Annotated in this window: 15 protein-coding genes; 11 read left to right on the forward strand and 4 right to left on the reverse strand. The window is 65.2% G+C overall.

Translation table 11 applies throughout. The features are described 5' to 3' along the window. Positions 1–6: 6 nt before the first annotated feature. From E0473_RS07430 to fdhD, 9 genes are all read left to right on the forward strand, one after another. Positions 7–387, forward strand: coding sequence for a VOC family protein (locus tag E0473_RS07430; RefSeq protein WP_137680246.1), 381 nt, complete (start codon positions 7–9; stop codon positions 385–387). 19 nt (positions 388–406) lie between these two features. Then, complete coding sequence (locus E0473_RS07435) at positions 407–787, forward strand: VOC family protein (RefSeq protein ID WP_137680247.1); 381 nt, start codon at positions 407–409, stop codon at positions 785–787. A 10-nt stretch (positions 788–797) separates the two neighbouring features. Beyond that, complete coding sequence (gene fghA, locus E0473_RS07440; protein WP_137680248.1) at positions 798–1,637, forward strand: S-formylglutathione hydrolase; 840 nt, start codon at positions 798–800, stop codon at positions 1,635–1,637. Further along, entirely contained in the window at positions 1,634–2,062 is a 429-nt protein-coding gene (locus E0473_RS07445) for an NAD(P)H-dependent oxidoreductase subunit E (RefSeq protein ID WP_137680249.1), read from the forward strand. The genes fghA and E0473_RS07445 overlap by 4 nt, the downstream gene beginning before the upstream one ends. Beyond that, positions 2,059–3,606 carry an NADH-ubiquinone oxidoreductase-F iron-sulfur binding region domain-containing protein gene (locus E0473_RS07450; RefSeq protein WP_137680250.1) on the forward strand — a complete coding sequence of 516 codons (1,548 nt, stop codon included), beginning with the start codon at positions 2,059–2,061 and terminating at the stop codon, positions 3,604–3,606. The genes E0473_RS07445 and E0473_RS07450 overlap by 4 nt, the downstream gene beginning before the upstream one ends. Beyond that, positions 3,606–4,136 (forward strand): molybdenum cofactor guanylyltransferase, encoded by a 531-nt coding sequence (gene mobA, locus E0473_RS07455; RefSeq protein WP_137680251.1) that lies wholly within the window; start codon positions 3,606–3,608, stop codon positions 4,134–4,136. Before E0473_RS07450 ends, mobA begins: the two co-directional genes overlap by 1 nt. Position 4,137: 1 nt before the next feature. Further along, positions 4,138–6,984 (forward strand): formate dehydrogenase subunit alpha, encoded by a 2,847-nt coding sequence (fdhF, locus tag E0473_RS07460; protein WP_137680252.1) that lies wholly within the window; start codon positions 4,138–4,140, stop codon positions 6,982–6,984. Further along, on the forward strand, positions 6,984–7,259 hold the full coding sequence (locus tag E0473_RS07465) for a formate dehydrogenase subunit delta (protein WP_161981545.1): 276 nt from the start codon (positions 6,984–6,986) through the stop codon (positions 7,257–7,259). The genes fdhF and E0473_RS07465 overlap by 1 nt, the downstream gene beginning before the upstream one ends. Before the next feature lie 119 nt (positions 7,260–7,378). Next, a complete protein-coding gene (gene fdhD / locus E0473_RS07470; RefSeq protein WP_137680253.1) occupies positions 7,379–8,146 on the forward strand; it encodes a formate dehydrogenase accessory sulfurtransferase FdhD in 768 nt (255 codons plus the stop codon). A gap of 3 nt (positions 8,147–8,149) precedes the next feature. Here fdhD and E0473_RS07475 read toward each other — a convergent pair whose 3' ends face one another. Genes E0473_RS07475 through metX form a run of 4 tightly spaced genes read right to left on the reverse strand, consistent with a single transcriptional unit; the run spans position 8,150 to position 10,721 of the window. Next, complete coding sequence (locus E0473_RS07475) at positions 8,150–8,572, reverse strand: GFA family protein (RefSeq protein WP_137680254.1); 423 nt, start codon at positions 8,570–8,572, stop codon at positions 8,150–8,152. Positions 8,573–8,587: 15 nt separating this feature from the next. Beyond that, on the reverse strand, positions 8,588–9,175 hold the full coding sequence (metW, locus tag E0473_RS07480) for a methionine biosynthesis protein MetW (RefSeq protein WP_137680255.1): 588 nt from the start codon (positions 9,173–9,175) through the stop codon (positions 8,588–8,590). Continuing rightward, positions 9,172–9,621: a GNAT family N-acetyltransferase gene (locus E0473_RS07485; protein WP_137680256.1), complete on the reverse strand. Its 450-nt coding sequence runs from the start codon at positions 9,619–9,621 to the stop codon at positions 9,172–9,174. The genes metW and E0473_RS07485 overlap by 4 nt, the downstream gene beginning before the upstream one ends. Further along, positions 9,618–10,721 (reverse strand): homoserine O-acetyltransferase MetX, encoded by a 1,104-nt coding sequence (gene metX, locus E0473_RS07490; protein WP_137680257.1) that lies wholly within the window; start codon positions 10,719–10,721, stop codon positions 9,618–9,620. Before metX ends, E0473_RS07485 begins: the two co-directional genes overlap by 4 nt. A 130-nt stretch (positions 10,722–10,851) precedes the next feature. On the opposite strand from metX, the gene E0473_RS07495 reads away from it, so the two are divergent. Together E0473_RS07495 and E0473_RS07500 are read left to right on the forward strand one after the other, a co-directional pair. Next, positions 10,852–11,934: a pyridoxal phosphate-dependent aminotransferase gene (locus E0473_RS07495; RefSeq protein ID WP_241657456.1), complete on the forward strand. Its 1,083-nt coding sequence runs from the start codon at positions 10,852–10,854 to the stop codon at positions 11,932–11,934. Then, a complete protein-coding gene (locus tag E0473_RS07500) occupies positions 11,931–12,839 on the forward strand; it encodes a prephenate/arogenate dehydrogenase family protein (protein WP_137680259.1) in 909 nt (302 codons plus the stop codon). The genes E0473_RS07495 and E0473_RS07500 overlap by 4 nt, the downstream gene beginning before the upstream one ends. Positions 12,840–12,867 lie beyond the last annotated feature (28 nt).

Raw genomic sequence — 12,867 nt, forward strand, 5'->3', positions numbered from 1 at the left:
CAAGCCATGTTCAACCACGTCTTCGTCGGCACCAACGATGTCGATGCTGCCCGCAAGTTCTACAACGCCACCATGAGCGTGTTGGGCCATGTCGGGCACGACATGCCGATCGGCACCGCATACCCCAGCGAGAACGGCACCTTCATCGTCGCCACGCCCGCCAACGGCGAGGAAGCGACCTGCATGAACGGCTTCACCTTCGGCTTCCGCGCCGCCGATTACGATCAGGTTGACGCATGGCACGCTGCCGGCCTCGCCAATGGCGGCACCGATGCGGGCGCGCCAGGTTTCCGTGAGAATTCGCCCGGCAACATGTATGGTGCCTATCTGCGCGACCCCGAAGGCCACAAGCTATGCGCCTTTGCTGTAAACACCGGTCCGCGCTGAGCGAAGGAGTAATCCAAGAATGTATAGCCACATGATGGTCGGATCGAACGACCTCGAAAAATCCAAGGTCTTTTACGATGCCGTGTTCACCGCCATCGGCGGCGAGCCGGGCAGCTACGACCCCAAGGGGCGGCTGATGTACGTCCACAATGGCAGCGCCTTCCTCGTGACCAAGCCGATCAACGGCGAACCGGCCACCCCCTCGAACGGCAGCACCATCGGCTTTGCCATGGATAATCCCGAGCAGGCCGACGCCTGGCACGCCGCCGGCGCCGCTGCTGGCGGCACCGCAATCGAAGATGCACCGGGCGTGCGCGATATGGCCGGGACCAAGCTCTATCTCGCCTATCTGCGCGATCCCGATGGCCACAAGCTGTGCGCCCTTCACCGGATGGACTGAGGAGCATTTCGTGAGCCTGGAAACAGTCAGCACCAACCGCGCCTATGGCGGCACGCAGGGCGTATACAAGCACGCCAGCAGCGCCACCGGCACCGAAATGACCTTCGCGGTCTATGTGCCGGAGCATGCCGAGGGCGCGAAGCTGCCGGTGCTGTTTTATCTTTCCGGGCTCACCTGCACCCATGCCAATGTCATGGAAAAGGGCGAATACCGTGCCGCCTGTGCCGAGCATGGTATCGTCTTCGTCTGCCCCGACACTTCCCCGCGCGGTGACGACGTGCCCGACGACGAAGGCTACGACTTCGGCAAAGGCGCGGGTTTCTATGTGAACGCCACGCAGGAGCCGTGGGCAACACACTTCCACATGCGCGACTATGTCGAGAACGAACTGCCTGCGCTGGTTGCCGAGAACTTCCCCGTCGATATGGATCGGCAGGGCATCACCGGCCACTCGATGGGCGGGCACGGCGCGCTCACCATCAGCTTGCGCAATCCGGGGCGTTACAAATCGACCTCCGCTTTTGCGCCGATCGTCTCGCCGCTCAATTGCCCTTGGGGCGAGAAGGCGCTGACCGGCTACATCGGAGCCGACAAGGCTGCATGGCGCGAATACGATGCCTGCGCGCTGATCGCAGACGGCGCACGCCTGCCCGATATTCTGGTCGACCAAGGCACCGGCGACAATTTTCTTGAAGAGCAGCTGAAGACGCACCTGCTCGAAGAGGCGGTGGCGGCGGCAGGAATGTCCGCCACGATCCGGATGCAGGAGGGGTACGACCACTCCTATTATTTCATCTCCACCTTCATGGCCGATCATGTTGCGTGGCATGCAGAAAGACTGAAAGCATGAGCGACAAGAGCCAGCGCATTGGCGAGATCATCGCCGCGCACGCGCATGAGGAGGGGCCGCTGCTGCCGATCCTCCACGATATCCAGCATGAGTTTGGCTGCGTCGATGCCGAAACCGAGGAAATGCTGGCCAAGGGCCTCAACCTCACGCGTGCCGATATCCATGGCGTGGTGAGCTTCTATCACGACTACACCCCCGAAGCCGACCCGCGCCCCGTGGTGCAGATCTGCCGCGCGGAGGCCTGCAAGGCCAACGGTGTCGAGCAGCTGATGGGCGCTGCCGAAGCTGCGGCGGGTGGCCGCGTGAAACTGTCGACGGTCTATTGCCTTGGCCTGTGCAGCGCCGGCCCCGCCGCGCGCACCGGCGATGACCTCCATATCCGGCTCGACGAGAAGGCGATCACCAAGCTGATCGAAAACGTATGACGCTAGTTAAGATTTCCGATGACGCGCTGGCCCTGGCCGGCGGTGCCGACAAGCTCGCCAAGGCCTTCGAGGACAAGGGCTGCGAGGTCCACCGCACGTCGAGCTGGGGAATGCAGTGGCTCGAACCGATGGTCGAGATCGATGGCAAGGGCTTTGGCCCGGCCACGCTCGACGATGTCGATGCGATCCTCGACGGATCGAGCGACAAGGGTATCGGCGTTATCGAAGAACACCCGTTCATCGCCCGCCAGCAGCGTCTGACCTTCGCCCGTGCCGGCAAGACCCGTCCGACCAGCATCGACGACTATGAGGACACCGGCGGCTGGCAGGCGTGGAAGCGCGTACGCACGATGGAACCGGCGGCGGTGATCGAGGAAGTACTCGCCTCCGGCCTGCGCGGTCGCGGCGGCGCGGGCTTCCCCACCGGCATCAAGTGGAAGACCGTGGCCGAGGCCAAGTCCGACCGCAAATATATCGTCGTCAACGCCGACGAGGGTGACAGCGGCACCTTTGCCGATCGGATGCTGATGGAGGGCGATCCCTATCAGCTGATCGAGGGCATGGCGATTGCCGCCTATGCCGTGGGCGCGCAGACCGCCTATATCTACACCCGCAGCGAATATCCCCACGCCATTGCCAAGATGGAAGAGGCGATCCGCCGGGCCGAGCCGATCATTGCGCCGCTGCACATGGAAGTGCGCATGGGCGCAGGTGCCTATGTCTGCGGCGAGGAAACCAGCCTGCTCAACAGCCTCGAAGGCAAGCGCGGCGAAGTGCGCGCCAAGCCGCCGCTGCCCGCGCTCGAAGGCTTCATGGGCAAGCCGACCGTGGTCAACAACGTGCTGACCATCGCCGCCATCCCGCACATCCTCGCCGAAGGCGGCGCGGAGGAATATGCGCGGCTCGGGGTTGATCGCTCTAAGGGCACGATGCCGATCCAACTGGCGGGCAATATCAAGCACGGCGGACTGTTCGAAGTCGCCTTCGGCCTGCCGCTGGGCGAGCTGGTCAATGAGATCGGCGGCGGCACCTTCACGGGCAAGCCGGTGAAGGCGGTGCAGGTGGGCGGGCCGCTTGGCGCCTATATCCACCCCGACCAGTTCGATCTCGTGTTCGGCTACGAAGAATTCGCCGCCGCCGATGCGCTGATCGGCCATGCCGGGATCACCGTGTTCGACGAGAGCGTCGACATGGGCGAGATGGCCCGTTTCGCGATGGAGTTCTGCGCGGCGGAAAGCTGCGGCAAGTGCACGCCGTGCCGGATCGGCGCGGTGCGCGGGGTCGAGGTGATCGACCGCATCCGCACCGGCGGCCGCCAGCGCGACATACTCGAACTGCGCCCGCAGATGCACAACACCACCAAGGACAAGGGCCGCGAGGCTGCCGAGGAAGTCGGCCTGCTGACCGACCTGTGCGAAACGATGAAGTTTGGCTCGCTGTGCGCGCTGGGCGGCTTCACGCCCTACCCGGTGATGAGCGCCTTGAAGCACTGGCCGCAGGACTTCTTCGGCGAAAGCGAAGTTCCGGCGGAAATGGCTGACTAATGATCCTCGGTGCGGTCCTTGCAGGCGGCATGTCCACCCGGTTCGGCAGCGACAAGGCGCTCGCCGTGCTGGATGGCCGCAGCCTGCTCGAACGCGCCGTCGAAGCGCTGGCGCAGCTGTGCGACAAGGTGGTGATCGTGGGCCGCACTGAAGGCCCAGAAACGCTTGGGGTTGAGTGTGTGCCCGACACCCCGCGTCCCGGCATGGGGCCGCTCGGCGGAGTGGCCGGCGCGCTCAATCATGCGCGAGATCAACAATTCGCCTCGGTGCTCACAACATCGGTCGACAGCGTCGGCCTGCCGCAGAACCTTCTTGAACTTCTGTCGCCAGCCAGCGCCTATCTTGAAAAACAGCCCGTTATAGGGCATTGGAATATAGACGCCGCATCGATTGCTGAGCGCATCCTCCAGAGTGAAGGACGCCACTCGATGATAGCCTTTGCCAAAGCCGCCAATGCGCGCGGTGTGCAAAGTGCCTCGACGCCTGCGAACATCAATACGCCCGCGGACCTCGCGGCATTGGAGCATTAGCATGGGTTACGAACCGCAACAGGATTTCGGCACACCGGAAGTGCAGTCCGACAAGCAGGTCACGCTGACCATCGATGGCCGCGACGTTACCGTTCCGGCAGGCACCAGCGTGATGCGCGCCGCCTCGATGGCGGGCGGCCACATCCCCAAGCTATGCGCGACCGACAACGTGAAGGCCTTCGGCTCGTGCCGCCTGTGCCTGGTCGAGATCGAGGGCGCGCGCGGCACGCCTGCCTCCTGCACCACGCCCGCCGCCGATGGCATGAAGGTCGAGACCCAGACCCCGCGCCTTGAAAAGCTGCGCAAGGGCGTGATGGAGCTGTACATCTCCGATCACCCGCTCGACTGCCTTACCTGCTCCGCCAACAACGACTGCGAACTGCAGGACGAAGCCGCCGCCGTGGGCCTGCGCGATGTGCGCTATGGCTATGAGGGCAAGAACCACCTCGGCACCGTCGACGACAAGTCGAACCCCTATTTCTCGTTTCAGCCTGACAAGTGCATCGTCTGCTCGCGCTGCGTGCGCGCCTGCGGCGAGGTGCAGGGCACCTTCGCGCTGACCGTTGATGGCCGCGGCTTTGCCTCCGTCATCTCGGCGGGCCAGAAGGAAGACAACTTCCTCTCCTCCGAGTGCGTCTCCTGCGGTGCCTGCGTGCAGGCCTGCCCGACCTCGGCGCTGATGGAAAAGAGCGTGACCGCGATCGGCAAGCCCGAGCGCTCGGTCGTCACCACCTGCGCCTATTGCGGCGTGGGCTGTGCGTTCCGCGCCGAGATGAAGGGCGAGCAGCTCGTCCGCATGGTGCCGTGGAAGGATGGCAAGGCCAACCACGGCCACTCCTGCGTGAAGGGCCGCTTCGCCTGGGGCTATGCCAACCATAAGGACCGCATCACCAAGCCGATGGTGCGCGAGAAGATCACCGATCCTTGGCGCGAAGTGAGCTGGGACGAAGCAATCGGTTTCGCCGCAACCAAGATCAAGAAAATCAAGGCCGAGCATGGCGCGCGCGCATTGGGCGGCATCACCTCCAGCCGATGCACCAACGAGGAGACGTTCCTCGTCCAGAAGCTGATCCGCGCCGGGTTCGGTTCGAACAACACCGACACCTGCGCCCGCGTCTGCCACTCGCCGACCGGCTTCGGCCTTTCGACCACCTTCGGCACCAGCGCCGGCACGCAGAACTTCGATTCGGCGGAAAAGACCGACGTGTTCCTGCTGATCGGTGCCAACCCCACCGACGCGCACCCCGTGTTCGGCAGCCGCATGAAGAAGCGTCTGCGCGAAGGCGGCAAGATCATCGTGGTCGATCCGCGCCGGATCGACCTCGTGAAGTCGCCGCACATCGAGGCAGCGCATCACCTGCCCTTGCAGCCCGGCACCAATGTCGCCGTGCTGACCTCCATCGCCCACGTGATCGTGACCGAAGGCCTCGCCGCCGAGGACTTCATCCGCGAGCGTTGCGACTGGGATGAGTATCAGGACTGGGCGCGGTTCGTTTCGCAGGAAAAGAACAGCCCCGAATTCCTCGAAGCCGTCACCCGCGTTCCGGCGGAAACCGTGCGCGAAGCCGCGCGCCTGTTCGCCACCGGCGGCAACGGTGCGATCTACTACGGCCTCGGCGTGACCGAGCACTCGCAGGGTTCGTCAACCGTGATGGCGATTGCCAACCTCGCCATGGCGACCGGCAACATCGGCCGCGAAGGCGTGGGCGTGAACCCGCTGCGCGGCCAGAACAACGTGCAGGGCGCCTGCGATATGGGCAGCTTCCCGCACGAGCTGCCCGGCTATCGCCACATCTCGCAGCCCGACGTGCGCGAGCTGTTCGAGAACGACTGGGGCGTGAAGCTTGACCCGGAACCGGGCCTGCGCATCCCCAACATGCTCGATGCCGCAGTCGATGGCAGCTTCAAGGCGATCTACATCCAGGGCGAGGACATCCTCCAGTCCGACCCCGATACCAAGCACGTCTCCGCTGGCCTGGCCGCGATGGACTGCGTGATCGTCCACGACCTGTTCCTCAACGAGACCGCGCACTATGCCCACGTGTTCCTGCCGGGAAGCACGTTCCTCGAGAAGAACGGCACCTTCACCAATGCCGAACGCCGCGTGCAGGCCGTGCGCAAGGTGATGGAACCGGCCAACGGCTATGAAGACTGGGAAGTCACCCAGCTGCTGGCCAACGCCATCGGCTGCAACTGGAGCTACACGCATCCGGGCCAGATTCTCGACGAGATCGCGCGCCTCACGCCGGGCTTTGCCGGACTGAACTGGGACCGTGTCGACGCCAACGAGCAGCTGCAATGGCCGGTCAACGACAAGGCCCCGCAGGGCTCGCCGATCATGCACGTCGAAGGTTTCGTGCGCGGCAAAGGCAAGTTCGTCGTCACCGAATATGTGCCGACCGACGAGAAGACCGGCCCACGCTTCCCGCTGTTGCTGACCACGGGCCGTATTCTCAGCCAGTACAACGTCGGCGCGCAGACCCGGCGCACCGGCAACAACATCTGGCACGAGGAGGACATCCTCGAAATGCACCCGACCGATGCCGAAAACCGCATGGTGAGCACCGGCGACTTCGTGAAGCTGGCCAGTCGTTCGGGCGAGACGACGCTGCGTGTGCTTGTCACTGATCGGGTGGCGCCGGGCGTGGTCTACACCACCTTCCACCACCCCAACACGCAAGCCAACGTCGTCACCACCGACAACTCGGACTGGGCCACCAACTGCCCCGAATACAAGGTGACGGCGGTGCAGGTCACGCCCAGCAATGGGCCGACCGATTGGCAGGAAGACTATGCCGATCTCGCCGCCATGGCGCGCCGGATCGAAACCGTGGAGCCTGCCGAATAATGAGCACCGACAAGCTGCGCCGGATGGCCGACCAGATCGCCCGCAACTTCGAGGCGATCGGGCACGACAACGCCGTGCTGGCCACCGCCGACCACATCAACAAGTTCTGGGATCCTCGCATGAAGGCGGGGATCTTTGGCGACGATTGGGGGCAGCTGTCGCCGATTGCGGCGGCGGCGGTGGAGAAGCTGGCCAAAGGGGCGAATCCGCCCCCGCAGACCGGCGCGACCGAGTTCAATAAGGTCGACGAAGTCGGGCACAACGACGCGGGTTGAGCGGCCCCACACGCAACGTTCGTTCTCAGCTTGTCGGATGATTGCCTTTCCTCCAGCGCCTGTCTGGAACTCAAGGCAGCCCTTCGACAAGCTCAGGACGAGCGGGTATTCGGTCTGATATGGCAACAAGACAGGTCACCCAGTTCGGGCTCTCGGGCGGCACCATCCTGCTGAGCCGCGATTTCGTGCCCGAAGTGCCGGTGGCGCTCGAATTCAACGGTCTCGCCTATGCGGTAATGATGGCAACCCCATCCGACCTTGAAGACTTCGCGCGCGGCTTCGCGCTCACCGAAGGACTGGCGCAGTCGGTTGACGACATCGCCGATCTGGCCGTGGTGGAGGTCGAGAAAGGCTGGATCGCGCGCGCGCAGCTCTCCGGCCTCGGGATCGAAAAGCTGACCGAGCGGGTGCGCACACGGGTAGCGGAAAGCTCCTGCGGGTTGTGCGGTATCGAGAACCTTGAGGCAGTCGCCAAGCCCCTGCCGCAAGTGGCAAAACATACTCCGCTCGAAAGTGCGGCGATCTTCCGCGCGCTGGCGAAGCTGCGCGACCACCAGCCGCTCACGAAAGCGACCGGCGCTGCCCATGCCGCCGCCTTCTGCGCGAGTGACGGCGCTATCCTGCACGCGCGCGAGGACGTGGGCCGCCACAATGCGATGGACAAGCTGGTCGGCGCGCTCGCCGTTGCGGGGCAGAACCCGGCCGAAGGGTTCATTCTTTCGAGCGCGCGTTGCTCTTACGAGATTGTCGAGAAGGCGGTGCGCGCGGGGGCTACCACGCTGGTCACCATTTCCCTGCCGACCTCGATGGCCGTCGCCCGCGCCGAGGCTGCGGGGCTTAGCCTGTGGTGCCTCGCCCGCGACGATTCGGTGCTGAAGGTCGCCTGAGCCTCAGCTCGGCGGCGCGAACATCGCGAAGACCTCGGCCCCGGTCAGGTTGGTGGTGGTCTGCGCGAAGTCGTAGCTATCCGGCTTCTCGTCGATGAAGATCTGCGTGGTGAGCGCAAACTCCGGCGCGCGGTCGAGCGTCGGGACCGCGAGAGCCGTGTGGCTGCCATCCTTGCCCCGCCACATCAGCGTGGTCCCGCAGGCATTGCAGAAGCACCGCTCGCCCCAGTCCGACGACGAATAGACGCCCAGCTGAGTTTCGTCCTCAAAGGCGATCTGCTCGGCCTCGGCGGCAAAGAACATTCCGCCCGACCACTTGCGGCACATCGAACAGTGGCAAACCGCCATCTCGCGCTGCGCAATCTGGGCGGTGAACTTGACCGCGCCGCACAGGCAGGACCCGGAAAAACTTTCGGCGTCGGGCATGACTAGCCTCCCTTGTTACCGGCTTAGCTGGAACACCGCGTGTTCGGCGCGCCAGTTGGCATTCGCGCCACCGATTTCGCGCCCGGCAGCGAAGAACCAGCTCCCCTCCACGCGGATGCCGCGTTCGCCGACCAGTTCCAGAAAATCGAAAATCGTGGTGTGGTGGATGTTCGCAGTCTCGTACCAATTGGCCGGCAAATGCCGCGAATTGGGCATCCTGCCGGTCCACAATAGACTCAACCGCATCCGCCAGTAGGCAAAGTTGGGAAAGCTGACGAAGGCCACCTTGCCCACCCGCAGCAACTGGTCGAGCAACCAGTCGGGCCGCTCGGCGGTTTGCAAAGTCTGGCTGAGGATGGCGACATCGAAAGCCTGGTCAGGATAGTCGGCAAGGTCGCGATTGGCATCGCCCTGCATCACGCTGAGCCCGCGCGCCACCGCTCGCTCGACCTCGGCAGCGTCGATCTCCATGCCGCGCGCATCGATACCCTTGGCATCGCGCATTTCGGCCATCAGTTCGCCATCGCCGCAGCCCACGTCGAGCACACGCACGCCGGCCGGCACCAGTTCGGCAATCTTGGCGAGGTCGGCGCGCAAGGTCATGCCTGCACCACCGCGGGAGCATGAGCGCCGGGTGCCATCCTCTCCATCAGGCGCTCGGGATAGGCGGGCGTATCCCAGCCGAAGCCGCGATACAGCTCGTGCGCGTCAAGCGTGCTCAAAGCCCAGCGGCGCAGGCCCTGCAACTCGGGGTGCGCCAGCAAGGCCGCGACCATCGCCTTCGAAAGGCCCTTCCCGCGATGGTCTTCCAGCACATAGACATCGGCCAGCCAGGCGAAGGTCGCCTTGTCGCTGATGGCGCGCGCTAGGGCGATCTGCTCGCCGCGATGGAACACGGCCACGCACAGGCTATTGGCAAGCGCGCGCTCAACCTTTTCCAGCGCGATACCCGGCGACCAGTACGAGCGCGCCAGATAGGCATGGGCCGCCTGCGCATCGATCCGGCTCTGATCGGCGGTCAGCTCATAGCCTTCGGGCAGCGCGGTCATTCGAGGAACCCCTTCATCACCCGGTCAAGCGCGGGCACATCCAGCAGGAAGCTGTCGTGCCCGAACGGCGCGGACAGCTCCACAAAGCTCACCGGCGCGGCCACGGCGTTCAGCGCATGGACCACCTCGCGCATGTCGGCGGTGGTATAGAGCCAGTCGGTATCGAAGCTGATCAGGCAGAAGCGCGCGTCGCTCTTGCGGAAGGCATCCGCGAGCATTCCGCCGTGCTCTTCGGCGAGATCGAAATAGTCCATCGCGCGGGTGATGTAGAGGTAGGAGTTGGCGTCGAACCGGTTGGTGAAGCTCAGCCCCTGATAGCGCAGATAGCTCTCGATCTGGAAATCGGCATCGAAGCCGAAGGTCTTGGAGGCCCGATCCTGCAACCGGCGGCCGAATTTCTCGGTCAGCCCCGCTTCGGAGAGATAGGTGATATGCGCGGCCATCCGCGCCACCGACAGGCCTTTCTCCGGCCCCTTGCCGCCATCGTAATAAGCCCCGCCCTGCCATTCGGGGTCGGCCATGATGGCCTGCCGCCCAACCTCGTGGAAGGCGATGTTCTGCGCCGAGTGCCGCGCGGTGGTAGCAATCGCCAGCACCCGCCCGGTGCGATCAGGATAATTCGCCGCGAAGCTCAGCGCCTGCATCCCGCCCATCGATCCGCCGACCACCGCGTGCAGCCGCCCGATGCCGAGCTGGTCAAGCATGGCCACCTGGGCGCGGACCATGTCGCGGATGGTGATGACGGGGAAATCCATGCCCCAGGGCTTGCCTTCGGGGCCCGGGCTCGAAGGCCCGGTCGAGCCCATACAGCCGCCGATCACATTGGCGCAGATCACGAAAAACCGGTCGGTGTCGATCACCTTGCCCGGCCCGACCGAAGCGTGCCACCAGCCCGGCTTGCCCGTCAGCGGGTTTTCGCTCGCCACGAACTGATCCATCGTCAGTGCGTGGAAAAGGAGGATCGCGTTGCTCTTGTCCGCCGCCAGCTCGCCATAGGTTTCGTAGGCGAGTTCCACACCCGGCAGCTCGCGCCCGCTGTCGAGCGGAAGCGGCGCAGGCAGCGCCAGCCGGTTGAGCGAGAGGTCAGACAATGTGGCCATCGTGCGCCGATCCCTGTCGAAGCACCCCGCCGCTGTCAATCGGGTGCGGCCAATCACTGGCTGTCATTCGCGGCGCGCTGACGCTATGCGCCGTAGCGTGACTCAGCAAGACGCCTCCGACCGGCCTCAGATGAAGCCGAACATTGCCGCCATTCACGCCTACATCCCCGGCAAGTCCGGCGGGGCGGATGGCAAGCCGCTCATCAAGCTCTCGGCCAACGAGAACCCGCTCGGCACCAGCCCGGCGGCGCTCGCCGCGCGCGCCGAGGCGCAGGTTCCTTCGCTTTACCCCGACCCCGACAGCACCGCGCTGCGCACCAAGCTGGGCGAACTGCACGGAATTGACCCGGCTCGGATCGTCTGCGGCACCGGCTCGGGCGAGCTGCTCACCATTGCCGCCAGCGCCTTTGCCGGGCCGGGCGACGAAGTGCTTTACGTGCGCTACGGCTTCTCGCTTTATGAAATCGCGGCAAGGCGCTGCGGAGCCGAACCGGTCGAAGCGCCCGACGCCGACTATGGCACCGATATCGAAGCGCTGCTAGGCGCGGTCACGCCGCGCACCAAGGTGGTGTTCCTCGCCAACCCCAACAATCCGACCGGCACCTACCTCAGCCGCGACGAACTGGCGCGCCTCCACGCAGGGCTGCCGCCGCACGTGCTGCTGGTGCTCGATCAGGCCTATGCCGAATATGTCGCGCCAGAGGACGAGGACGGCGGGATCGAACTCGCCACCCGCGCAGCCAACGTGCTGGTCACGCGCACCTTTGCCAAGGCCTATGGCCTCGCGGGCGAGCGGGTCGGCTGGGGCTATGGCGCACCTGAGATCATCGGCGCGCTCAACCGCATTCGCGGACCGTTCAACGTCAATTCCGGCGCGCAGGCGGTGGCCCTGGCCGCGCTGGGCGATCAGGCCTTCATCACTGCCGCGCGCGAGCACAATGCCGCCGTGCGCGCTGCTTTCTGCGATGAGCTGGCCGCGCTCGGCAACGCTGGCCTGCGCGTGGTGCCGAGCGAGGCGAACTTCGTGCTGGTGCTGTTCGAAGGCGCGCTGAGCGCTGCCCAGGCCATGGCCGCCATCGGCGAGGCGGGCTTTGCCGTGCGCCATCTGCCGGGCCAAGGCCTGCCGCAGGCACTGCGCATCACCATCGGCACCGCCGATCAGATGCAGACCATCGCCATCGCGCTGCGGCAGGCCGCGGAGGGCGCGACATGATTATCGAACGCGTTGCCATCATCGGCCTCGGCCTTCTCGGCGGCTCGATCGGGCTGGCGGTGCAGGAGCACCTGCCCAACATCGCCACCAGCGGCTACGACGCCGACCCCGAGGTGCGGGCAAGGGCCCGCGAGCGGGGCCTTGTCGCCGTGGTTGCCAACGATCCGCAAGAGGCTGTCGCCGGGGCCGATCTGGTAATCCTGTGCGTGCCCGTGGGCGCGATGGGCGAGGCCGCGCGCGCCATTGCCCCGGCCTTGGGCGAAGGAACCATCGTCAGCGACGTCGGCTCATCGAAACAGTCGATCCTCGGGGCGCTGAGCGAAGCCTTGCCACACCACACCGTGATCCCCGCGCACCCGGTGGCTGGCACCGAGGAATCCGGGCCGGACGCGGGCTTTGCCTCGCTGTTTCACCGCCGGTGGTGCATCGTCACCCCGCCCGAGGATGCCGACCCGGCCAAGGTCGCGGCGCTCGTCACGTTCTGGGAGGAGCTCGGCGCGCTCGTCGAAACCATGGACCCGGACCACCACGACCGCGTGCTGGCCGTCACCAGCCACATCCCGCACCTGATCGCCTATACCATCGTCGGCACCGCGAGCGACCTTGAGCAGGTCACGCGCAGCGAGGTGATCAAGTTCTCGGCAGGCGGTTTCCGCGATTTCACCCGCATCGCCGCCTCCGACCCGACCATGTGGCGCGACGTGTTCCTCAACAACCGCGAGGCGGTGCTGGAAATGCTCGACCGTTTCCTGACCGATCTGGCGCTGATGCGCGAGGCGATCCGCGCGGAAGACGGCGAGACCATGTTCGACTGGTTCACCCGCACCCGCGCGATCCGGCGCGGGATCGTCGCCATCGGGCAGGACGATGCGCGGCCCGACTTCGGGCGCAAGGATCACGATTAGAGCGGGATGATACAGCGCTGACTCGCAA

It is taken from the genome of Aurantiacibacter suaedae (assembly GCF_005434915.1).
In the GTDB taxonomy this organism is placed as follows: Bacteria; Pseudomonadota; Alphaproteobacteria; order Sphingomonadales; family Sphingomonadaceae; genus Alteraurantiacibacter; species Alteraurantiacibacter suaedae.